The organism is Sinomonas flava, from assembly GCF_039531875.1.
GTDB lineage: Bacteria > Actinomycetota > Actinomycetes > Actinomycetales > Micrococcaceae > Sinomonas > Sinomonas flava.
On the sequence record NZ_BAAAQW010000003.1, the window covers coordinates 834,158 to 855,879 of the forward strand.

At 68.9% G+C, this 21,722-nt stretch carries 26 protein-coding genes; 7 read left to right on the forward strand and 19 right to left on the reverse strand.

Annotated elements, in window-relative coordinates; genetic code table 11:
* Positions 1–30: 30 nt before the first annotated feature.
* The 4 genes from rpsK to infA all read right to left on the reverse strand — a co-directional run bounded on the left by rpsK (position 31) and on the right by infA (position 1,473).
* Positions 31–435 (reverse strand): 30S ribosomal protein S11, encoded by a 405-nt coding sequence (rpsK, locus tag ABD298_RS06500; RefSeq protein ID WP_043120112.1) that lies wholly within the window; start codon positions 433–435, stop codon positions 31–33.
* A gap of 40 nt (positions 436–475) precedes the next feature.
* A complete protein-coding gene (gene rpsM, locus ABD298_RS06505) occupies positions 476–853 on the reverse strand; it encodes a 30S ribosomal protein S13 (protein ID WP_066499470.1) in 378 nt (125 codons plus the stop codon).
* 218 nt (positions 854–1,071) lie between these two features.
* Positions 1,072–1,185, reverse strand: a complete 114-nt coding sequence (rpmJ, locus tag ABD298_RS06510; protein ID WP_011775570.1) for a 50S ribosomal protein L36 — start codon at positions 1,183–1,185, stop codon at positions 1,072–1,074.
* A 66-nt stretch (positions 1,186–1,251) separates the two neighbouring features.
* Positions 1,252–1,473, reverse strand: a complete 222-nt coding sequence (infA, locus tag ABD298_RS06515; RefSeq protein WP_011775571.1) for a translation initiation factor IF-1 — start codon at positions 1,471–1,473, stop codon at positions 1,252–1,254.
* Between the two features lie 272 nt (positions 1,474–1,745).
* Here infA and ABD298_RS06520 point away from each other — a divergent pair, with 272 nt between their 5' ends.
* The 3 genes from ABD298_RS06520 (at position 1,746) to ABD298_RS06530 (ending at position 4,427) form a co-directional block, all read left to right on the forward strand.
* Positions 1,746–2,855 carry an NYN domain-containing protein gene (locus ABD298_RS06520; protein WP_344298829.1) on the forward strand — a complete coding sequence of 370 codons (1,110 nt, stop codon included), beginning with the start codon at positions 1,746–1,748 and terminating at the stop codon, positions 2,853–2,855.
* A gap of 60 nt (positions 2,856–2,915) precedes the next feature.
* Positions 2,916–3,278 carry a hypothetical protein gene (locus ABD298_RS06525; RefSeq protein WP_344298830.1) on the forward strand — a complete coding sequence of 121 codons (363 nt, stop codon included), beginning with the start codon at positions 2,916–2,918 and terminating at the stop codon, positions 3,276–3,278.
* Between the two features lie 303 nt (positions 3,279–3,581).
* Positions 3,582–4,427, forward strand: a complete 846-nt coding sequence (locus tag ABD298_RS06530) for a type IV toxin-antitoxin system AbiEi family antitoxin domain-containing protein (RefSeq protein WP_344298831.1) — start codon at positions 3,582–3,584, stop codon at positions 4,425–4,427.
* Between the two features lie 424 nt (positions 4,428–4,851).
* Here the strand turns inward: ABD298_RS06530 and ABD298_RS06535 are convergent, their stop codons facing one another.
* Positions 4,852–5,901 (reverse strand): P1 family peptidase, encoded by a 1,050-nt coding sequence (locus ABD298_RS06535; protein ID WP_344298832.1) that lies wholly within the window; start codon positions 5,899–5,901, stop codon positions 4,852–4,854.
* 247 nt (positions 5,902–6,148) lie between these two features.
* Here ABD298_RS06535 and ABD298_RS06540 point away from each other — a divergent pair, with 247 nt between their 5' ends.
* The 3 genes from ABD298_RS06540 to ABD298_RS06550 all read left to right on the forward strand — a co-directional run bounded on the left by ABD298_RS06540 (position 6,149) and on the right by ABD298_RS06550 (position 9,414).
* Positions 6,149–7,099, forward strand: coding sequence for a carbohydrate ABC transporter permease (locus ABD298_RS06540; RefSeq protein ID WP_344298833.1), 951 nt, complete (start codon positions 6,149–6,151; stop codon positions 7,097–7,099).
* On the forward strand, positions 7,096–7,995 hold the full coding sequence (locus ABD298_RS06545; protein WP_344298834.1) for a carbohydrate ABC transporter permease: 900 nt from the start codon (positions 7,096–7,098) through the stop codon (positions 7,993–7,995). Before ABD298_RS06540 ends, ABD298_RS06545 begins: the two co-directional genes overlap by 4 nt.
* A 75-nt stretch (positions 7,996–8,070) precedes the next feature.
* The gene (locus tag ABD298_RS06550) at positions 8,071–9,414 is read left to right on the forward strand and encodes an ABC transporter substrate-binding protein (protein WP_344298835.1); all 1,344 of its coding nucleotides are present in this window, start codon (positions 8,071–8,073) and stop codon (positions 9,412–9,414) included.
* Positions 9,415–9,492: 78 nt separating this feature from the next.
* Here ABD298_RS06550 and ABD298_RS06555 read toward each other — a convergent pair whose 3' ends face one another.
* The gene (locus ABD298_RS06555) at positions 9,493–9,726 is read right to left on the reverse strand and encodes a hypothetical protein (RefSeq protein ID WP_344298836.1); all 234 of its coding nucleotides are present in this window, start codon (positions 9,724–9,726) and stop codon (positions 9,493–9,495) included.
* Between the two features lie 144 nt (positions 9,727–9,870).
* Between ABD298_RS06555 and ABD298_RS06560 the strand changes: the two genes are divergently transcribed.
* The gene (locus ABD298_RS06560) at positions 9,871–12,807 is read left to right on the forward strand and encodes an AAA family ATPase (protein ID WP_344298837.1); all 2,937 of its coding nucleotides are present in this window, start codon (positions 9,871–9,873) and stop codon (positions 12,805–12,807) included.
* 4 nt (positions 12,808–12,811) lie between these two features.
* Here the strand turns inward: ABD298_RS06560 and map are convergent, their stop codons facing one another.
* The 13 genes from map to ABD298_RS06625 form a co-directional block, all read right to left on the reverse strand.
* Positions 12,812–13,639, reverse strand: a complete 828-nt coding sequence (gene map / locus ABD298_RS06565; RefSeq protein ID WP_344298838.1) for a type I methionyl aminopeptidase — start codon at positions 13,637–13,639, stop codon at positions 12,812–12,814.
* 108 nt (positions 13,640–13,747) lie between these two features.
* Entirely contained in the window at positions 13,748–14,323 is a 576-nt protein-coding gene (locus ABD298_RS06570; protein WP_208713057.1) for an adenylate kinase, read from the reverse strand.
* 5 nt (positions 14,324–14,328) lie between these two features.
* Positions 14,329–15,645: a preprotein translocase subunit SecY gene (secY, locus tag ABD298_RS06575; protein WP_208709922.1), complete on the reverse strand. Its 1,317-nt coding sequence runs from the start codon at positions 15,643–15,645 to the stop codon at positions 14,329–14,331.
* A 305-nt stretch (positions 15,646–15,950) separates the two neighbouring features.
* Positions 15,951–16,418 (reverse strand): 50S ribosomal protein L15, encoded by a 468-nt coding sequence (rplO, locus tag ABD298_RS06580; protein ID WP_208709923.1) that lies wholly within the window; start codon positions 16,416–16,418, stop codon positions 15,951–15,953.
* On the reverse strand, positions 16,418–16,624 hold the full coding sequence (rpmD, locus tag ABD298_RS06585; RefSeq protein ID WP_208709925.1) for a 50S ribosomal protein L30: 207 nt from the start codon (positions 16,622–16,624) through the stop codon (positions 16,418–16,420). Before rpmD ends, rplO begins: the two co-directional genes overlap by 1 nt.
* Positions 16,625–16,627: 3 nt before the next feature.
* Positions 16,628–17,293: a 30S ribosomal protein S5 gene (rpsE, locus tag ABD298_RS06590; protein WP_344298841.1), complete on the reverse strand. Its 666-nt coding sequence runs from the start codon at positions 17,291–17,293 to the stop codon at positions 16,628–16,630.
* A 35-nt stretch (positions 17,294–17,328) separates the two neighbouring features.
* Positions 17,329–17,712: a 50S ribosomal protein L18 gene (gene rplR / locus ABD298_RS06595; protein ID WP_208709929.1), complete on the reverse strand. Its 384-nt coding sequence runs from the start codon at positions 17,710–17,712 to the stop codon at positions 17,329–17,331.
* 2 nt (positions 17,713–17,714) lie between these two features.
* Positions 17,715–18,251 (reverse strand): 50S ribosomal protein L6, encoded by a 537-nt coding sequence (gene rplF, locus ABD298_RS06600; protein WP_208709931.1) that lies wholly within the window; start codon positions 18,249–18,251, stop codon positions 17,715–17,717.
* 19 nt (positions 18,252–18,270) lie between these two features.
* Positions 18,271–18,669: a 30S ribosomal protein S8 gene (gene rpsH / locus ABD298_RS06605; protein WP_208709933.1), complete on the reverse strand. Its 399-nt coding sequence runs from the start codon at positions 18,667–18,669 to the stop codon at positions 18,271–18,273.
* Positions 18,670–18,757: 88 nt separating this feature from the next.
* Positions 18,758–19,336, reverse strand: a complete 579-nt coding sequence (rplE, locus tag ABD298_RS06610; RefSeq protein ID WP_208709935.1) for a 50S ribosomal protein L5 — start codon at positions 19,334–19,336, stop codon at positions 18,758–18,760.
* Positions 19,336–19,698 carry a 50S ribosomal protein L24 gene (gene rplX, locus ABD298_RS06615; protein WP_208709937.1) on the reverse strand — a complete coding sequence of 121 codons (363 nt, stop codon included), beginning with the start codon at positions 19,696–19,698 and terminating at the stop codon, positions 19,336–19,338. The genes rplE and rplX overlap by 1 nt, the downstream gene beginning before the upstream one ends.
* 3 nt (positions 19,699–19,701) lie before the next feature.
* Positions 19,702–20,070 carry a 50S ribosomal protein L14 gene (gene rplN / locus ABD298_RS06620; protein WP_208709939.1) on the reverse strand — a complete coding sequence of 123 codons (369 nt, stop codon included), beginning with the start codon at positions 20,068–20,070 and terminating at the stop codon, positions 19,702–19,704.
* Positions 20,071–20,526: 456 nt separating this feature from the next.
* A complete protein-coding gene (locus ABD298_RS06625) occupies positions 20,527–21,573 on the reverse strand; it encodes a type IV toxin-antitoxin system AbiEi family antitoxin domain-containing protein (protein WP_344298843.1) in 1,047 nt (348 codons plus the stop codon).
* Between the last annotated feature and the right edge of the window lie 149 nt (positions 21,574–21,722).

Consider the following 21,722-nt stretch of genomic DNA (forward strand, 5'->3'; position numbering starts at 1 on the left):
CGGGCGGGCACGCCGGCCCCGGCAACCTTGTTAGACGCGGCGGCGCTTCGGCGGGCGGCAGCCGTTGTGGGCGGACGGGGTGACGTCCTGGATGGACCCGACCTCGAGGCCAGCGGCCTGCAGGGCGCGGATCGCGGTCTCGCGGCCGGAGCCCGGACCCTTCACGAACACGTCGACCTTGCGGAGGCCGTGCTCCTGGGCACGCTTCGCGGCGGACTCGGCGGCCTGCTGCGCGGCGTACGGGGTGGACTTGCGGGAGCCCTTGAAGCCGACCTCACCGGCGGAAGCCCACGAGATCACAGCACCGGACGGGTCCGTGATGGACACGATGGTGTTGTTGAAGGTGCTCTTGATGTGCGCCTGACCGAGCGCGATGTTCTTCTTGTCCTTGCGGCGCGGCTTGCGGACCGACGTCGCACGAGTCTTTGGGGGCATGTGCTATCTCCTACCTAAGTCCTGGGTGACCTGGCCGCTATCAGCGGCCGGCCTTCTTCTTGCCGGCGACGGTGCGCTTCGGACCCTTGCGGGTACGAGCGTTGGTCTTGGTGCGCTGACCGCGGACCGGGAGGCCCCTGCGGTGGCGAAGACCCTCGTAGCTGCCGATCTCGACCTTGCGGCGGATGTCGGCGGCCACCTCGCGGCGGAGGTCACCCTCAACCTTGTAGTTGCCCTCGATGTAGTCGCGGAGCTGGACCAGCTCGGCGTCCGTCAGGTCCTTCACACGAACGTCGGCGCTGATGCCAGTGGCAGCGAGCGTCTCCTTCGCACGGGTGCGGCCCACGCCGTAGATGTAGGTAAGCGCGATTTCCAGCCGCTTTTCGCGGGGAATGTCAACGCCAGCGAGACGAGCCATAGTGGCGGTTCTCCTTGTGTATTCCGGAGGTGGTAGGCAGTACACCCGCTCTTGCTGTAGCGGCCCCAGCCTCCGGGCCGGGGGTTAGCTGTCCGGGCCCTGTATGTCGTCCCAGCGCAGCTTGTGCTGCCTTCTTCAGTTGTTGCGTGGGCGTCGCCCGGCCTGATCCTCGTTGCGGGGTCCCGTCCCGTTCGTTACGGGGTCCCGTCCCGGGGGAATCAGCCCTGGCGCTGCTTGTGGCGCGGGTTCTCGCAGATCACCATGACCCGGCCGTTACGGCGGATCACCTTGCACTTGTCGCAGATCTGCTTGACGCTCGGCTTGACCTTCATGGCGTTCCTTTGCGTGTTGATAGCAGGTGGTCAGCATGAACGCCCGGGTGCCCCCGGGCGCGCTGCTTACTTGTAGCGGTAGACGATCCGGCCGCGGGTCAGGTCGTACGGGCTGAGTTCCACCACCACGCGATCCTCAGGGAGGATGCGGATGTAGTGCTGGCGCATCTTCCCAGAGATATGAGCGAGTACGACGTGCTTGTTCGTCAGCTCAACGCGGAACATCGCGTTGGGCAGCGCTTCAGTCACGACGCCCTCGATCTCGATGACACCGTCCTTCTTGGCCATAGCCTCCGCTAACTGTCAGTGCCGCTGGGCGCGCTGGGCCCCCGGCGGACGTGTATGGTTGACGACTGGACCGGCCCCAGCCCTCAAAAGGGCATAGCTGGGCCGACAGCCAACACACAACTGTACGCCAGTGCGGGCCGGAAGTTAAATCCGCCCATGGTACACGGTGCCCTCGGTGGGCCGGCCGCGGGGGGCGCGGGGAGACTACCGTGTGCCTACGCGCGTCATACAGGGGGAACTCGATGGGCACTGGATCTCTGCCACCGAGGAACGTGGCCGTCTTCATCGATCTGGAGAACCTCTTCGGAGGGTACGCGAAGGACGTGGGGTCCGTGCCCCTCGCCGCCATCATGGAGCAGCTGACCGCGGTGATCAGCCCGCCGGGCGGCGTCTCACGCACGACGACGGTACGCGCCTACGCGAATTGGGCCCAGCCCGCGATGCGCGCCTATGAGGACGACCTGCTTGCCCACGGCATCGAAGCCGTACAGGTCTTCTCCTTCACGAAGAGCGTCAAGAACGCGGCCGACATCCAAATGTGCGTCGACGTCCTGGCCGAGGCGCAGGACAGGCCGTGGACCGGGACCTTCGTGATCGTGAGCGGCGACGGCGGGTTCGTGCCGCTGGTCCGGCGGCTGCGCCAACTCGACAAGCGCGTCATCGTGGCGTCGACGAACCACGCTGCGGCCGGGACCGTGAACCACCTGCTGGCCTCCGCAGCGGACGAGTACCACGTTCTCGAGGTCGCGCCGTCGGCGTCCCCAACCCGCCCGAGCAAGCCGGCTGCTCCGACCCTCGCCCAGTACCGCGACGAGATCAAGGCGGTCGTGAAGGCCAACCCGGGCATGCGCGTCGGGAAGGCCGTCAACGCCGGCCCTCTGGGCGTGCACCTCCGGCAGAAGTGGCCCGAAACGACGTTCAAGGACTTCGGGTCGGCGACCCTCGGCAACTTCGTGGAGCAGCACTGCGGGCTGACAGTCCATCGTCCCGCGCCAGCCAAGACTCCCGAAGCCACCCCCGCAGCCGCGGCACCTCAGGCGCAACCACCGGTCGCTGAAGCACCCCATCCGAAGGCGGCGGCGGTGCCCGCGAAGGCGACCGTGCCGCCGTCGTCCGCCGAACGCGGCGCATATCTCCGAGCCATCCGCCGGCTCTTCCTCAACGGCCCGCTGTCCGCCGCCGTAGATGCGGCGACGCGGTTGTCCCTTGCCACCGCGGGCTCCCTCGTGCGCCAGCACGTCCCCGGCAAGACCTACAGCGACGCCGGATACGGCAAGTTCGCCGACATGCTGCGCGACGCGCTCGTGGGCACGCCGTACTCGCTCGGTCGGGACGAGAAGCACGCGTACGTGGAGCGGTCCGCGAGCCTGCTCCAGACCTAGTAGGGGCGCTGGCTCCTCCGTAGTATGGGCCGGGCCACACCGGAGACGAAGCGGGGAATCATGGGATCGATCGAGTACGGGCTGGGCTTCACCCTCGACGCCATCGATGACGTCGAACTCAGGCAGGTGCAGGGGGCCGTCCTCGAACACCTCCTGGACGGGAAGTCGATGTGGATCGCCGCCGGCCGGGAGGGCAAGGGCATGACCCTGTTCCTCAACCCCAGCTCGCAGCTCGTGTTCACGTACGGCTCGGCGCCGATCCCGGAGGTGGACCAGCGCCGGGTCGACGTCTACAGGGCTTTGATCCGGAAGTTCGGCGGGATCTTCATCAACCACGGTGTGGTGCCCGATGAGGACGCCATGGTGGATGCGATCGGCGAGGATCTGGACGCGGGCGGCCGGGCGGGAGACGAGGGACGCTGACTCGGGCGACCGGGGCTGCCTAGCCCCCGCCTCACGCGGCGCGGGCGGTCGTCCCCAGCTTTCGGGCCGTTCCTCCCCGGCTTTCAGCCGCAACCCGCCCGGGCACTGGGGCTGCCGTCGGCTCTAGCCGGCCGGGGCGTCAAGAACTGGGGAGGACGGTTCGGGAGTCGGCGCTGCCAGACGGGGACTGCTGCTCACGTGGACGACCCCGATTGCTCCTCCACAGGTGGTTACTTGAGGCCCACCGTCCACACAGGAGAAGCCGGAGCTTCAGTCCCAGGTCAGTGCTGGCCACGATGAGGCATGGCCGATGTGACCCAAGAACTGAGCGCGAGGAACGGTGCTGCCCGCACGGGGGAGCTCTTCGCGGCGGGGATCAGTCGGCGTCAATTGCAGGCGGCCATCGCGAAGGGGGCGATCGAGCGGCCGGCGAGGGGCGTCGTCGTGCTTCCCGGAGCCGATCCGCTGCTCGTGCGATGCCTGACGACCAATTCCCTCCTGACCTGTGTCTCCGCAGCGGAGGGCCACGGCCTCTGGGTTCTGCAGAGGCCTGAGCGGGTGCATCTGCTCCGGACGGACGGGCGGCTCATGTCCGAGCGGGCCGTGGTGCACCGGCAGTCCTGGGTCACCGCTGATCCTGGGAGCCGGTTCGCCTCCCTGGCCGACGTGGTGCTGCACGCGCTCTCCTGCCTGCCTGAACTCGAGGCGCTGGTCATCGCCGAGTCCGCTGTGCAGAAGGGGCTGTCGAAGGACTTCCTCCGGGCCCACCTCCCGGGGCGTCGCAACGGGCGGGCCCGCGCCGTTCTGGATCTCATCGACACGGGAGCCGATTCCCTTGTCGAGACACTGGCCCGAACCCACCTGCGAAGGGCCGGGCTGCGGGTGCGGCCGCAGGTCCAGGTGAAGGGGGTGGGGTGGGTGGACCACCTCGTCGAGGAATGCGTCGCTGTCGAGACCGACGGGAAAGAGCACCAGAAGCCCGCCAGACGGTACGAGGACTACGCGCGGGATGCCCGCGCCCAGGCTCTCGGTCTGCCCGTCGTGCGTTTCGGCTACGCCGATGTCGTCCACCGTCCGGGCGAGATGGTCGAGCGCGTAAAGGCTGTCGTGGCCGCTCGGCGTTCTCTGGGCGGACCGCCGGTCCTCTGAGGCGGGCGTTCCTTTGAGGGAGGCTCCTCTGAGGGAGGCTCCTCTGAGGCGGGCGTTCCTCCCCACCTTCTGAGGCGTTCATCCCCAGTTTCAGCTTCCGACCCGCGCGATCCGTGGGCTCGGAACCTGCCGAGCGCGCAGGTGGCCCCAAGAGCTGGGGAAATCAGTACGCCTCCCGCGGGTCTCGACCCCCACACGCGGTGACCTCGGCGGCACACGCGGTGACCTCGGCGGCACACGCGGTGACCTCGGCCCCACACGCGGTGACCTCGGCCCCACACGGGGTGACCTCGGCGGCACACGCGGTGACCTCGGCGGCACACGCGGTGACCTCGGCCCCACACGCGGTGACCTCGGCCCCACACGGGGTGACCTCGGCGGCACACGCGGTGACCTCGGCGCCACACGGGGTGATCTCGGCGGATCAGGGGGTCGGGTAGGGGGCCCAGCTGCCGAAGGGGGTCGTGACGGGGGTCGCCGCGAGGACGCCGTCAAGGATGGCCTCCCGGGTCGCCTCCGCCGCGGCGATCTGCACGGCCATCATGAGGGAGACCCGCGCCTGGTCGCTCGAACGGTCGGCGGCGATCTCCCGCGTCGAGACGGCGAAGACCGTGTCCCCGTCCACGAGGGTGTGGCTCGGGTCGAGCGCCCGGGCTAGACCGGCGTGTGAGGCCGTCGCAAGCCGCTGGCACTCGGCGGGCGTCAGCGCGGCGTTCGTCGCGACCACCACGAGGGTCGTGTTCAGCCCGCCTCCAGCGCCGCCTCCGCCGCCAGGCCCCCCGGGCCCCGCCGGCCGGACCTTGGCCGCCGCGCTCGCCTCCTCGGCGACGGCCGTAGCCTGGGCGCCGGGGAACACCGGCAGGCCGGCGGCATTCACCACCGCGAGCGCCCCCACCACGATGCCCTCCGGCAGCGACACCTCGGGCATCCCGGGCGGCCCGGGCACGGGGCCGCCGGGCACCCGCACGGACGCCATGCCGACGCCTCCCTTGTACTGCATCCTGCCGAGCACCGCCCCGGTGCCGGCACCGACGCAGCCGCGGAGGCCGGCGTCGTCCGCGTCCGCGGGCCCGACAGCGGCGGCCGCGGCAGCGAACCCCATCGCGGTGTCGGGCCGGGCTGAGAAGTCCCCGCCGCGCCCGAGGTCGAAGATGACGGCCCCCGGCACGATCGGGACCACCCCGCCCATCACCGGGTGCCCCTGCCCCTGCGACTCGAGCCACAGCTGGACGCCGGTCGCGGCGGCGAGCCCGTACGCGCTTCCGCCGCAGAGCGCGATCGCGTCAACGGTCTGGACGAGGGTCGAGGGGTCGAGGGCATCGGTCTCGGTAGTGCCGGGGCCACCGCCCCGTACGTCCACCCCGCCCGCGCTGCCGGGCGGAAGCACGACGGCGGTCACCCCGGTGAGCCATCCGTCGCCGACGCGCTGGGCGTGGCCCACGCGGATGCCAGGTACATCAAGGAGGGAACCCATGGGGCCATTCAACGCCTCCCCTCCGACTCTGCTCAACAGCCCGCCGCACAGGGCTGAACCGGCCCCGCGCGAACTCAGCGTGAACTCTTGGATACGTCCGGCGGAATTAACCGGCAGAACCGGCCACCGTGGTCAGTCCACCCAAGCCGGGCGTGGTCCACTACTCGGCGGGGGGAATTCCGCACCAGCCCCGAGAACCATGAAGGAAAAGCTTGTCAACGACTCATTCCGGTCGCAGGATACGACAATGAGCGACCTCACCGCGGAGCGCCGCCGCAAGGGCGCAGCACCCACGTCGCCGCCGGCCAAGCGCACCCACTTCTCCGGACGCACCCGCCGCGACTTCTTCGTCTTCCTCGCCTTCGCGCTGCCGAACCTGGCCCTCATCGCCGTGTTCACCTACCGGCCCCTGTTCGCGAACCTCCAGTACTCGTTCCTCGACTGGACCCTCGGCTCGCCGAGGGCCCGGAACATCGGCTTCGACAACTACGCGACGTTCTTCGGCAGCGACGACGCCGCGCGCGTGCTCGGCACCACCGCAATCTTCACGGTCCTGACCGTGGGGCTGTCCATGGTGCTGGGCCTCCTCGTTGCCCTCGCGCTCAATGCGAGGGTGCGCGGCACCACATTCGCCCGCTCGGCCGTGTTCGCGCCCTACGTGCTCTCCGGCGTCGGCGTGGGCCTGGTCTGGATGTTCATCTTCGACCCCGGGTACGGCGCGCTGTCCTGGATCCTGCGCAGCTTCGGGGCGCGCAGCCCCGAGTGGTTCAACGACCCACAGCTCGCGCTGACCATGGTGATCCTCGTCTACGTCTGGAAGAACCTGGGCTACTGCGCGGTGGTGTACCTCGCGGGGCTGCAGTCCCTTCCGAGCGACATCATGGAGGCCGCCGCGATCGACGGCGCCGGGTCCGCCCGCCGCTTCTGGAGCATCAGCCTCCCGCTGCTCTCCCCCACGACGTTCTTCCTGCTCATCACCACGATCCTGTCGAGCCTCCAGGCGTTCGACCTCATCCGGATCATGACCCCCCTCGGCACCGGCACGAGCACCCTCATCTACGAGGCCTACCTGCAGGCCTTCGGCTCGTACAACCGCGCAGGCTACTCCGCGGCCATCTCGGTGGTGCTCTTCGTGATCCTGCTCGTGATCACGGTCGTGCAGCTCCGCTTCGTCGAGAGGAAGGTGCACTACGCGTGACCGCCCCCGCACCCGCCCCCGTCGCTGAGCACGCCGGCGAGCCGCTGAGGGAGCGGCCGTTCTCGAGGCAGAACCTCGTCCGCACGATCGCGGGCGGGTACCTCCCGCTCATCATCGCCACCCTGATCGTGGCTCTGCCCCTGCTGTGGATGGTGCTGAGCTCGTTCAAGACCCCCGGTGAGATCGTCACGACCGAGCTGCAGGTCCTCCCCCAGTCCCTCAACCTGGACAACTACCGCGACGCCATGACCACTGTCCCGTTCGGGCGGTTCTTCCTGAACTCGGCCATCGTCACGGCTGCCGGGGCCACGGTCAAGGTGACGCTGGCGATCATGACCGCCTACGCGCTGGTGTTCGTGCGCTTCCCGTTCAAGAACCTGATCTTCATCCTGATCCTCGTGGCGCTCATGGTGCCCCCGCAGGTCTCCATCCTGCCGAACTACATCCTCGTCGCAGGGATCGGCGGCAAGAACACCCTGTGGGGCATCATCCTCCCGGGCCTCGGCACGGCCTTCGGCACGTTCCTCCTGCGCCAGCACTTCATGACGCTCCCGGCCTCGATCCTCGAGGCCGCGGAGATCGACGGGGCCGGGCACTGGAAGCGGCTCTGGCAGATCGTGGTGCCCGTCTCGGTGCCCTCGATCGCCACCGTGGCGCTCGTGACGATCGTCTCCGAGTGGAACGACTACATCTGGCCGCTCATCATCACCGACCGCCCGGAGGTCATGACCCTCCCGGTCGGCCTGACCCTCCTGCAGAACTCCGAGAGCGGGGGCGGGGCGTGGGGCATGCTCATGGCCGGCGCGGTCCTCGTGATCATCCCCGTCCTCGTGGTCTTCGCGATGCTGCAGCGCTACATCGTGGCCGGACTCACCCAGGGCAGCGTCACCGGGTGACGCACGACGGCGGGCGCGCACCCGCCGTCGGCCGCCTCCTTCCCCACTCCAGCACCCACCCACGAAAGGCAGACCATGGCATTCCGACTCGATCGCCGTCACTTCCTCGCGCTCGTCGGCGCAGGGACCGGCGCCGCGGCCCTCGCCGCCTGCGGCGGCCCGGACACCTCCGGCGGATCGGCGTCCTCCGCCGCCGCGGACCTCGACTTCAAGGACGTCAAGCCCGCCGCCTCCATCGACTTCTGGACCAGCCACCCCGGCAAGTCGCAGGACGTCGAGAAGCAGCTCGTCGACAAGTTCCAGGCAGCGAACCCCACCATCAAGGTCAACCTCGTGACCGCGGGCGCGAACTACGAGGAGATCGCGCAGAAGTTCCAGACTGCGCAGGCGGCGAACTCGGGCCTGCCCGGCGTCGTCGTGCTCTCCGACGTGTGGTGGTTCCGCTACTACATCAACGGCAACATCATCCCGATGGACTCGCTCATCAAGCAGCTGAACTTCGACCTCGGCGACTACCGCGACTCCCTCGTGAAGGACTACCAGTACGCCAACAAGCAGTGGGCCATGCCGTACGGGCGCTCGACCCCGCTGTTCTACTACAACAAGGACCACTTCAAGGCCGCCGGGCTGCCGGACCGCGCCCCGAAGACCTGGTCCGAGTTCGCCGACTGGGCGCCGAAGCTCAAGGCCGCCTCGGGCGCGCAGTACGCGTACATGTACCCGGCCCTCGCCGGGTACGCGGGCTGGACGCTGCAGAACAACCTGTGGGGCTGGGGGTCCGGCTGGTCCAAGGACTGGGACATCACGTGCGACTCGGACGACGCCGTCGCCGCGATGCAGTGGGTCCAGGACTCGGTGTACAAGGACAAGTGGGCGGGCGTCTCCTCGAAGGAGTCCGCGGATGACTTCTCCGCCGGGATCGCCTCGACCACGATCTCCTCCACGGGCTCGCTCGTGGGCATCCTCAACAGCGCCAAGTTCAACGTGGGCGTCGGCTTCCTCCCGGGCGGCCCGAAGTCGGAGAAGCCCGTCTGCCCGACCGGCGGCGCCGGCCTGGGAATCCCCTCGGGCATCTCGAAGGAGCAGCAGCTCGCGGCCGCGATGTTCATCAAGTTCGTGGGCGAGCCGGAGAACACCGCAGCGTTCTCCGCCGCGACCGGCTACATGCCGAACCGCAAGTCCGCGGACATGACCCAGGTCCTGGCCAAGACGCCCCAGATCCAGACCGCGATCGACCAGCTCGCCGTCACCCGGGTCCAGGACAACGCCCGCGTGTTCCTCCCCGGCGCCGACCAGGAGATGGCGAAGTCCGTGGCCAAGATCGTCACCCAGCAGGGCGACGTGAAGTCCACGATGTCCGACCTCAAGAAGACCCTCCAGGGCATCTACGACAGGGACGTGAAGCCGAAGCTCAAGTAGCGTCACCGCGGCAACCCCGCACGACGGCGCCGCCGGCCTTCCACGGCTGGCGGCGCCGTCGCGCGTCGACGGGCGCCCCTACGGCTGCTCCGGGATCCAGAAGGGGGCCGGCGCGCCGTGCCCGGTGAGCTGGTCTGCCCGGGTCAGCTGGTCGCCGATGCGGGTCAGCGGGGCGAACGACGAGTCGTAGGGGACCGCGGGCGGGGTCGCCCCTCCCGCCGGCCCGGGCGCCAGAACGGCGAGGAGGAGGGCTGCCACGGCGGCGGCCGTCATGCCGATGGTCCTCATGTGGGATCCGGGTGCTGCGATCATCGGACTCACCTTCCGTCAGATGTTGGGGTGATGCTTCAACAGTCCTCCCGGGCGCGCTGCGCCACATCGGGAGCATCCCCTCAGATCCGCTCGCCGGACCCTCAGATCTGGCCCGCCCGGGCACGCCGGTGGCACGCTGGAGACGTGGCGGAACAGGGGCGCGGCGGCGGCCCCGGCGTGGTGGGACGCACGGAGGAACTGGCCGGGCTGGCCGGGGTGATCAACGCGGCCTGCGCGGGCCAGGCCGGCACCGCCCTCATCCTCGGCGACCCCGGAGTGGGCAAGACCGCCCTCGTCGCGGCGGCGTGTGCGACGGCGTCTGCAGCCGAGGACAGCCGCGTGCACGTCCTCAAGGGCGCGGCGCTGCCCATGGGCTCCTCGGCGGTCCCGTACCTCGCCCTCCGCTCGGCGTTCCGGTCCGCGCCGGCCGACCGGGGGCCGGTCCCGCTCCTGCACCGGGCCTCCGGCGAGTCGCTTGCGAACATGCCGCTGCTCATCGACGACTGGCTCACCGCCCTCACCGAGGACGGCCCCGTTGTCCTCGCCGTCGACGACCTGCACTGGGCCGACCAGGGGACCCTAGACGTCCTGATGTACCTCATCGCCGGGCCCGCTGAGCGCCGCCTGGCCGTCCTCGCGACCTCACGGCTCAGCGAGGCCCACTCGGCCTCCCCGCTGCGGGAGTGGCTTGCGGACGTGCGGCGGCTCCCCGGCGTCGAGGTCAGCACGCTCCAGCCGCTCGACCGCCCGGGCACGGAGGCCCTGCTCGCCCGTCTCCTCGGAGCACCGCCGCGCCAGTCGCTGGTCACCGAGGTCTTCGCCCGCTCGGCCGGCAACCCGTACCTCACGTCCCTCCTCGCCCGCGGCCTGACCGCAGCCGACCGGCGCCTCGGCCCCGGCCTCCCCACCGACCTCCGGGCAGCCGTGCTCAGGTCGTGGCACGGGCTCCCGGACCAGGCGCGGCTCCTGACCGCGATGCTCGCCGTCGGAGGCCGGGAGGTGGACGTGCGGGACCTCCGCCGGGCCGCGGCAGGCGAGGTGCCGCCCGACGCCGTCGTGCCCCTCCTGCGCGCGGCCGCCGCCGCGGGAATCCTCGACCTCTCCCCCGACGGGACCTACTGGTTCCACCACCCGCTCATCGCCGAAACGCTCGTGCAGACCCTCTCCGCGGACGAGCGGCAGCGCTGGCACGGCGCCTTCGCCGCGGTCTACGGGGAGCTCGCCGAGGCGCACGACGCCGAGCGGTTGCCGCTGCGGCTCATCGCCCTCGCCGACCACCACCACTACGCCGGGAACACGGAGGCAGCCTACCGGTGGGCGCTGCGGGCCGCCGGTACCGGCGACGGCTCGATCACCCCGAGCGACAGGCTGCGCATGCTGCGGCGCGCCGTCGCCCTCCGCGAGCGGGTGCCAAGCGCCCCGGAGGCGCCACGCGAACTGTGGGAGGCGGTCCGCTCGGCCGCCCGCGACGCAGGGGACTTCACCGCCGAACTCGAGGCGGTCGACGCCCTGCTGGCTGTGCTCGACCCGCAGGCGGACCCGCTCGCGGTCGCGGAGCTCATGATCCGCCGCATGCACCTGCGCTGGTCCACGGGGGAAGCCTTCTTCGACCCGGCCGTCGCGGCGCAGGCAGTCCGGCTCGCCGAGGCGGAACCGCGCAGCTGGCAGCATGCCTATGCGCTCTCGGAGCACGCGCATGCCCTCATGTGGAGGGACCGGAGGCAAGGCGGCGCCCTGGCTCAGCGCGCGCTCGCCATCGCCGTCGCCGCAGGGAATCCCCTCGCGCTCACCTACGCGCGGGCTGCCTCGGCGATGGCCGCCCTGGCCGAAGGGCGGAACCAGGAGGCCGTCGCGCTGACCGCGGAGGCGATCGCGGACGCCCTCAGCGCGCGGGACTTCTGGGCCGCCATCCACGCCGTGATGTGGCACGCGAACGCCCAGCTCCCGACCATGTTCCTCAGGGAGTACGCGGACATCATCGCCGAGGGCCGGCGGCGGCTGGAGGCCCACGGGTCCCCGCACGCCTACACGGCGAAGCTCGCTGCGATCGAGGCCGAGAGCTGGCTTGCCGTCGGCGAGTGGCGGCGGACCCTTGCAGCACTCAGGAACACCCTCGGCGCTGACCCCGGGCCCATCGCCGACGTCTCGGCACGCCTCACCGCGGCCCGGCTCGCCGCCCTTCAGGGCCGGAACGACGACGCGCTCGCCCACCTCGCACGGGCCGAGGAGCTTTCGGACAACGGCGAGGCGTACCTTAACCTGGACTTCGCCGCGATTCGGGCAGAGGTGTACGCCGCGTGCGGCCGGCCCGCGGAATCATTCGCGGCGGCCATGGCAGGAGCGACGCGGCCGGGGCCCCCGCCCACCATGTGCGAGTGGCTCGTGATGCAGGCAGCGCGGGCCCTCGCCGACCAGGCGCAGGACGCGAGGGACAGCGGCCGCCACGCCGACAGCTTCGTGAGCGCCGCCGACGACCTCCAGAGACGCTTCCCCCGTGGGCTCCACGAAATCCACGGCGACCATGAACTCTATCTGTCCGTGCTCACGGCGCTCCACAGCCTCTACCTCGCAGAGCTCGGCCGCGCCCGCGCAGACCGGGACAACGCGGCAGCCTGGGCCGCGGCCGCGGACGCGTGCGGAGCGGCCTCGCTGCGCTGGGAAGAGGCATATGCCTGCCGCCGGACGGCCGAGGCGTTCCTGCTCCACCGCCGCGCCTCCAGGGCACAGGGCAGCGCGTTCCTCCGCCGCGGCCTCGCCCTGGCTGCCGAGCTTCAGGCTCGGGCCGTCCTCGAGGCGCTCGACCAGCTCGCGTCCCAGGCGAGGATCCCCACCGGGCCGGTCGCCCAGACGCACGACGCCGGCCCTGCCCGCCTCCCCGGGCTCACGCCCCGCGAGGCGGCCATCCTCGACTACGTCGTGGCGGGCAGGACCTACGGCGAGATCGCACGGGAACTGGTGATCAGCGAGAAGACCGTCAGCTCCCACATTTCGAGCCTGCTGCGGAAGACCGGGGCCGCGAACCGCGTGGACCTCGCGCGGATGGCCGCGCATGCGCAGCGGGACGTCGCCGAGAAGGGGTGAGGAGTCAGGCGGGGATGGGAACAGGCGTGACGCCGAGCGGCGCGAGCTCGGAGGCCCCGCCGTCGGGCGCTGTGAGCACCCAGATGCCGCCCGCGTGCCGGGCGACCGAGTGCTCCCACTGCGAGGCGTGGGAGCCGTCCGTGGTCACGACCGTCCACTCGTCGTCGAGCACCTTGGTGTCGATGGACCCGCGCACCAGCATCGGCTCGATCGCGAGGGCCATGCCCGGCTTGATCTTCGCCCCCCGGTGCCCGGTGCGGTAGTTCAGCACGTCCGGCGCCATGTGCATCTGGGAGCCGATCCCGTGGCCCACGTAGTCCTCGAGGATGCCCAGCGGGGCGCCCTCCTGGGCGGAGACGAAGTCGTCGATCGCGTCCCCGATGTCCCCCACGAAGGAGCCCTTCGCGAAGGCGGCGATCCCGTGCCACATGGCCTGGCGGGTCACCTCGGACAGCCGCACGTCCTCGGGGTCGCCCTCGCCGACGATCACCGTCCGCGCCGAGTCCGCGTTCCAGCCGCGGACCACGCAGCCGCCGTCGATCGAGATGATGTCGCCCTCGGCGAGCACGCGGCTGCCCGGGATGCCGTGCACCACCTCGTCGTTCACGGAGGCGCAGATGTGGCGCGGGTAGCCGTGGTAGCCGAGGAAGTTGTACTGCGCGCCCGCCTCGTCCACGACCGCGGCGAAGGCGGCGTCGAGGTCGTCGGTCGTGGCACCGGGCACGGCGGCGGCCACGGCGGCATCGAGGGCACGGCTCAGCAGCACGCCGGCCTGGGCCATGATGCGCAGCTGCCCGTTGTTCTTGTACTCGATCTTCCGCTGGCCGATCACAGCCGCTCCCTTCCTCCAGTGGGCCCGATGGCCCACGCTCCACAGGACAAGGCGCCGCCCGCGGGGAGTGACCCGCGGACGGCGCCTGTCGTCGTCGTGCGCGTCCCCCTAGGAGGCGGAGCGCACCGTCGTCTCGATCGCGGCGAGCACACGGTCGGTGACCTCGTCGATGGCGCCGATGCCGTCGACGCGGGTCAGCGTGCCGCGCTCGTCGTACTTGGAGACCACGGCCTCCGTCTGCGTGTGGTACAGCTCGAGGCGGTGACGGATCACGTCCTCGGTGTCGTCGCTGCGTCCCGTCTCCTTGGCACGGTTCAGCAGGCGCGCCACGAGTTCCTCGTCGTCGGCGGTGAGCTGGAGGACCACGTCGAGGGACTGGCCCTTCTCCGCGAGGATCTCGTCCAGGTACTCAACCTGCGCCACGGTGCGCGGGTACCCGTCGAGGAGGAAGCCGTTCGCGGCGTCGTCCTGCGCGAGGCGGTCGCGCACCATGCTGTTCGTCACCGAGTCCGGGACGAAGTCGCCGGCATCCATGTACTTCTTCGCCTCGATGCCGAGGGGCGTCTGCTCCTTGACGTTGAAGCGGAAGATATCGCCCGTCGAGATGGCGACGATGCCGAGGCGGTCGGAGATCCGTTCCGCCTGGGTGCCCTTGCCGGAACCGGGCGGGCCAATGAGCAGCATTCTCGTCATCGCAGTAGTCCTTCGTAGTGTCGCTGTTGGAGCTGAGCATCGATCTGCTTGACGGTCTCGAGGCCCACGCCGACCATGATGAGGATCGACGTACCGCCGAACGGGAAGTTCTGGTTCGCGTTGACGAGCACGAGGGCGATCAGCGGGATCAGGGCCACGATGCCCAGGTACAGGGCGCCCGGCAGAGTGATGCGCGAAAGTACGTACTGCAGGTAGTCCGCAGTGGGCTTCCCGGCACGGATGCCGGGGATGAAGCCGCCGTACTTCTTCATATTGTCGGAGACCTCTTCGGGGTTGAAGGTGATCGCGACGTAGAAGTATGTGAAGAAGAGGATCATCAGGAAGTAGATCGCCATGTACACCGGGTGGTCGCCGCGGGTCAGGTTGTTGTTGATCCACTCCACCCAGCCGGGGATCGGCGAGCCGTCGTGGGGCGTGTTGAACTGCGCCACGAGGGCCGGCAGGTACAGCATCGACGAGGCGAAGATGACCGGGATGACGCCCGCCATGTTCACCTTGATCGGGATGTACGTGCTCGTCCCGCCGACGGTCCGGCGGCCGATCATGCGCTTCGCGTACTGCACCGGGACGCGGCGCTGCGACTGCTCGACGAACACGACCAGCGTCATCGTGATGATGCCGATGACGATCACGAGGAAGAACGTGCCCGGGCCCTTCGAGGACCAGATCTGACCGAGCGAGGTCGGGAAGGTCGCGGCGATCGAGGTGAAGATCAGCAGCGACATGCCGTTGCCGATCCCCTTCTCCGTCACGAGCTCGCCCAGCCACATGATCAGGCCCGTGCCGGCCGTGAGCGTGATGATCACGAGGATCGTCGTGATGATGCTCTGATCCGGGATGATCTGCAGCTGGCAGTTCGGGAACAGCTGGCCCGAGCGGACGAGCGAGACCAGCGTCGTCGCGTTCAGCAGGCCGAGCGCGATCGTGAGGTAGCGCGTGTACTGCGTGAGCTTCGTCTGCCCCGCCTGGCCCTCGTCGTACAGCTCCTGGAACCGCGGGATGACCACGCGCAGCAGCTGCACGATGATGCTCGCCGTGATGTACGGCATGATCCCGAGCGCGAAGATCGACACCTGCAGCAGCGCACCGCCGCTGAAGAGGTTCATCATCTGGTAGATGCCCTGCTGGTCGCCCGTCACCGACGGGGATAGGCACTGCCGCACGTTCGCGTAGTTGACGCCCGGCGCGGGGATGAAGGCGCCCAGGCGGAAGATCGTGATGATGCCCAGCGTGAACAGCAGCTTGCGCCGCAGGTCGGGCGTCCGGACAGCCCGGCCGATCGCAGAAAGCACGCTTCTCCTCCCCATCCGAGGAATGTAGGGTCATTGGCTCCAGGGCATGGATGGCGGCCCGGAGTCGAGGGTCCAGCTCACGAGTTTACCGTTACGGGGCCGTGAGCAGTGAATCGGCGCCCGGGCGAGCGGCGAGCGGCACCTCCGGCGCGGCGAATGCGGAAGGCCCGCGGCGCCGTCGTGCGCCGCCTCCTCCCGCACTCGGCGCGCGCCTTAACGCGAAGGGCCCCCACCGCCGTCGTGGGTGATTCACGACGGCGGCAGGGGCCTCACGTCTCACAGCGTCAGCTGCGCTCCGGCGAAGGTCAGAGGACGTTCGCGGAGCCGCCGGCGGCGGCGATCTTCTCCGAGGCGGACGCGGAGAAGGCGTGCACGGTGACATCGACCTTGACGGTGATGTCGCCCGAGCCGAGCACCTTGACCGGCTCGTTCTTGCGAACGGCGCCCTTGGCCACGAGGTCCTCGACCGTCACGGTGCCACCCTCCGGGAACAGCTCGGAGAGCTTGTCCAGGTTCACGACCTGGAACTCGACCCGGAACGGGTTCTTGAAGCCGCGGAGCTTCGGCAGGCGCATGTGCAGCGGAAGCTGCCCGCCAGCGAAGCCGGCCTTGACCTGGTAGCGGGCCTTCGTGCCCTTGGTGCCACGGCCGGCGGTCTTGCCCTTGGAGCCCTCACCGCGACCCACACGGGTCTTCGCGGTCTTGGCGCCGGCGGCGGGACGCAGGTGGTGGACCTTCAGCGCGGAAGACTTCTCAGTCTCGTTCTCTGCCATTACTTCGCCTCCTCAACCTTCACGAGGTGCGGAACCGTGTTGACCATGCCCACCGTCACGGCGTCGGCCTTGCGGGTGACCGTGTGGCCGATCCGCTTGAGGCCGAGCGAACGAAGGGTGTCGCGCTGGTTCTGCTTGGCGCCGATGACGCCCTTAATCTGGGTGATCTCCAACGTGGCGTCGGAGGGAGCCAGGTTCTTCGCCATGACTCATGCACCTGCCTTCGAGTTCTGGAGGTTGCGCACCATCGCGGCCGGGGCGACCTCGTCCAGCGCGAGGCCACGGCGGGCAGCCACAGCCTGCGGCTCCTCAAGGCCCTTGAGCGCCTCGACCGTCGCGTGGACGATGTTGATGGCGTTCGAGGAACCCAGGGACTTGGACAGCACGTCGTGGATGCCGACGCACTCGAGGACGGCGCGGACCGGACCACCGGCGATCACACCGGTACCCGGGGCAGCCGGGCGCAGCATGACCACGCCTGCGGCGGACTCGCCCTGCACACGGTGCGGGACCGTGGTGCCGATGCGGGGGACGCGGAAGAAGGACTTCTTGGCCTCCTCCACACCCTTGGCGATGGCCGCGGGGACCTCCTTGGCCTTGCCGTAGCCGACGCCGACCATGCCGTTGCCGTCACCCACCACCACGAGGGCGGTGAAGCTGAAGCGACGGCCGCCCTTGACGACCTTGGCGACGCGGTTGATGGTCACGACGCGCTCGATGAACTGGCTCTTCTCGGCGTCGCGGTTGTCGCGACCGCCACGGCCGCCGCGGTCACCGCGGCCGCCCTGGCCGCGACCCTCGCCACGACGACCGCCGCGGCGCTCCTCGGTGGCGGGAGCGGTCTCAGCAGCCTCCGCTGCATTCTGCTCGGTCACGTTCACCTTCTCTGCATTCGCTGCGTTGTCTGCGGTCACAGTGCCAGCCCACCTTCACGTGCGCCGTCCGCGATCGCAGCCACGCGGCCGTGGTACTTGTTGCCACCGCGGTCGAACACGACGGCCTCGATGCCAGCAGCCTTCGCACGCTCGGCGATGAGCTCGCCCACGCGCTTGGCCTTGGCGGTCTTGTCGCCCTCGAAGGAACGGAGGTCGGCCTCGAGAGTGGAGGCGGAGACCAGCGTGATGCCCTTGCTGTCGTCGACCACCTGGACGAAGACGTGGCGCGAGGAGCGGTTCACGACGAGGCGCGGACGCTCGGCGGAGCCGACGATCTTCTTGCGGAGGCGGAAGTGGCGACGAGCCCGAGCCTGCTGCTTGGACTTGGCCACGCGCTTCTTGTTGATGCCCAGACCCATGGTTACTTACCAGCCTTTCCGACCTTGCGGCGGATAACCTCGCCGGCGTAGCGGATGCCCTTGCCCTTATACGGGTCGGGCTTGCGCAGCTTGCGGATGTTGGCAGCGACCTCGCCGACCTGCTGCTTGTTGATGCCGGACACGGAGAGCTTGGTGGGGCCCTCGACCGTGAACGTGATGCCCTCGGGCGCGTTCACCGTGACCGGGTGCGAGTAGCCGAGCGCGAACTCGAGGTCCGAGCCCTTGGCCTGCACACGGTAACCGGTGCCGACGATCTCGAGCTTCTTCTCGTAGCCCTTGGTCACGCCCTCGATCATGTTGAAGATGAGCGTGCGGGTCAGGCCGTGGAGCGAGCGAGCGATGCGCTCGTCGTTCGGGCGGGTCACCGAGAGGGTCGAGTCGTCGAGGGAAACCTCGATCGGGCTGGCCACAGTGTGGGTCAGCTCGCCCTTGGAGCCCTTCACGGTCACCACGGAGCCGTCGATCTTGACCTCGACGCCGGCGGGGACGGTGATGGGGAGACGTCCAATGCGGGACATATCTTCTTCCTTCCTTCCCTTACCAGACGTACGCGAGGACTTCGCCGCCCACGCCCTTCTTGGCGGCCTGACGGTCAGTCAGGAGCCCAGAGGACGTGGACAGGATGGCGATGCCGAGGCCGCCCAGCACATGCGGGAGGTTCGTGGACTTCGCGTACACGCGGAGGCCCGGCTTGGAGATGCGGCGGACACCGGCGATCGAACGCTCGCGGTTGGGGCCGAACTTGAGGTCCAGGGTCAGCTTCTTGCCGACCTCGGCGTCCTCTTCCTTGTAGGCCGAGATGTAGCCCTCGGCCTTCAGGATCTCAGCAACCCGGACCTTGAGCTTCGACGACGGCATGGTCACCGAGTCGTGGTAGGCCGAGTTGGCGTTGCGCAGACGCGTCAGCATGTCTGCGACGGGATCAGTCATAGTCATTGTGGGCTCGTGCCCTTCCTCATGACGGTTTCCGCCCTGCCCGGGAGCCTGCTGCTCTCGGTGCGGCGCGGACCTTTCACGTAGTGATTCAGTCTTCGTTCTTGAACGGGAAGCCGAGGTGCTTCAGGAGCGCACGGCCCTCGTCGTCGGTCTTGGCGGTCGTGACGACCGTGATGTCCATGCCGCGGAGGCGGTCGATCTTGTCCTGATCGATCTCGTGGAACATCACCTGCTCGGTGAGGCCGAACGTGTAGTTGCCGTTGCCATCGAACTGCTTGCCCGAGAGACCGCGGAAGTCGCGGATACGGGGCAGGGCGAGGGACACGAGGCGGTCCACGAACTCCCACATGCGGTCGCCGCGGAGCGTCGCGAAGGCGCCGATCGGCATGCCCTCACGGAGCTTGAACTGGGCGATCGACTTGCGGGCCTTGACGACCTGCGGCTTCTGGCCCGTGATGAGGGTCAGGTCGCGCACAGCGCCCTCGATGAGCTTCGAGTCCTTGGCGGCGTCGCCGACGCCCATGTTCACGACAACCTTGACCAGGCGCGGGACCTGGTTGACGTTCTCGTAGTTGAACTCATCCTGGAGGGCCTGCTTGATGCTCTCGGCGTACTTCGCCTTGAGGCGGGGCACGACCTTGACCGGAGTCTCGACAGTCTCAGTCATCAGATGTCCTTCCCGGTGGCCTTGGAGTAGCGGATGCGGACGGTCTTGGAGACGCCGTCCTTCTCCACGGTCTCGAGGCGGAAGCCGACGCGAGTGGGCTTCTTGGTCTCGGGGTCCACGAGGGCCACGTTCGAGATGTGGATCGGGGCCTCGACCTGCTCGATGCCGCCGGTCTTGGTGCCGCGCTGGGTCTGGCCGGCCTTGACGTGCTTGGTGACACGGTTGATGCCCTCGACGAGAACACGGTTCTCGGTTGGGAACACCTTCAGGACCTTGCCCTGCTTGCCCTTGTCACCGCCCTTGTCCTGCTTGGTGCCGGTGATGACCTGGACCAGGTCGCCCTTCTTGATCTTTGCGCCCATGAGTCAGAGCACCTCCGGAGCCAGCGAGACGATCTTCATGAACTTCTTGTCGCGCAGCTCGCGGCCGACCGGGCCGAAGATACGCGTGCCACGGGGGTCGCCGTCGTTCTTGAGGATGACTGCCGCGTTCTCGTCGAAGCGGATGTAGGAACCGTCCGGACGACGGCGCTCCTTCTTGGTACGGACGACGACGGCCTTGACCACGTCGCCCTTCTTGACGTTGCCGCCAGGGATAGCGTCCTTGACGGTGGCGACGATGACGTCGCCGATGCCTGCGTAGCGGCGGCCGGATCCACCGAGAACGCGGATGGTAAGGATTTCCTTGGCACCCGTGTTGTCGGCGACCTTGAGCCGCGACTCCTGCTGAATCACTTTTACTCCTTACGTCTCGCCGGTTCTCGCACTGCGGTCCTGCTGCAGAGCGAGCCTTGCGGAACGGTTGATGGGGTGTCTCTCGACCCGCCTGGATGTCGCCAGAACGGGCCTGAATCGCCGTGCCACGCGCATGTGTCCCCTTCCTGCTGCGAAAGAGCAGCGCCGGGGCGCTCCCCTTCGGCAGAAGGGCATTATGCGGTGGCACGATGGTTCACGAGGTTTGTCACGGCATGGCGAAGCCAGCCGTACAAGCTCAATATCGTACCACGCCGCCGCTGTCCACCCCGCATCCCCGGGGAGCGTGGGGCCGCGGCCGCTCTAGGACTCTAGCCAGGGGCCCTCACACGCGGTTTCGCCGGCGCGACACTCTTCGAGCATCCGCGGGGTTTGCAGGAGCCGCCTTCCCTAAGGCCCTTTGGCCCCGCCAGTGCCGCTACCGCGGACAAGCGCGCTTCAGGAGCGCTTGTCGGCCATAGCGGCACTGCCCGTTGGCCGAAGACCCACTGCCCGCAGCTTTGCCCGGAACTGTGCGGGGCGTTCGAGATCCAGCCAGTCCAGCCGCAACACTGGATGCCCGAGCCCGAGCAGGCGATTTTCCCGCCTCTTCTCCCGGCGGATGATCTCCCGGGGGTCCTCACCACGTGTCATCGTTCGGCGGAAGTACTTGCCCCAGCCATCGAACTCACCTACGGGGTCCAACCGTTCGCGCGAATGCACGGCGCATTCGGCCTCCGACTGACCCCAGTAATAGTCGGTCCTGCCCACGAAGCCGAGAGCGTCGTAATGCGCCACCTGCAGCTTCGGTTCCGGGAAACCAAAGAGATGCATGAGGGCTCGTCCGACCGACTCACCGGGCGACTCGGCCCCCGATCGGGCAAGGCTAGCGATGAGCTCAGACCTGAGCCGGTGCGACCGATGTGGAAGGTTGCTGATGGCCGCGACCACGTCGGATCGGTCAAGGAGCGGCACATCTGGCTGCAGCCGGAGGACGCCGTCGGCGACAGTGAGTCCGCGGGCGAACTTGCCGGCAGCGAGCACCTCAACCAGGGCCAGCGCCACAGGGACTGTCGCGAACTCTCCGACGGTAACAGGTTCGATGTCATCGTGATGGTGGCGACGGATCGGGTGCCCGCCGAGCTCGCGTGCCTTGGCGGCGAGGCAGCCGTCTCCGCGAGCCTCGAACGTACTCGGGCGCACCCCCAGTCGGCTCGTCGTCGGCGTTGCGACCTCTACCGCCACGGGAGCCTTGACCGTTGGGATGCCATGGAGGAACAGCGCCGTCTCCCCACAGAACACGGTGTCAGGATTGGCTTGGGCGTGGGCTGCAAGCACGAGCAGAAACCGGTCGTGAACCTCGAGGCTGACCCATAGGTCCGTCGGTACATAGAACCCCCGGCGTAGTCGGGAGATGGCACCAGAGGCGAAGAGCCGACGAGGATCGGAAGCCCCACCCTGAAGCTCACGGCGCGAAGTGTCGATGAGGTGGCCAAGAGGGTCCATGACCCGAGTCTCGCGTCCATCGCCGTGGCCCCGGGGCGTGGTACGCCCTATGTGGACGACACTCCGCCCAAGAAGGTTGTGGAGGAGAAATGCCGATGCTGGCTGACAGTTCAGCAGTCGTCATCAAGCGCTCCACGGTGGCACTGCAC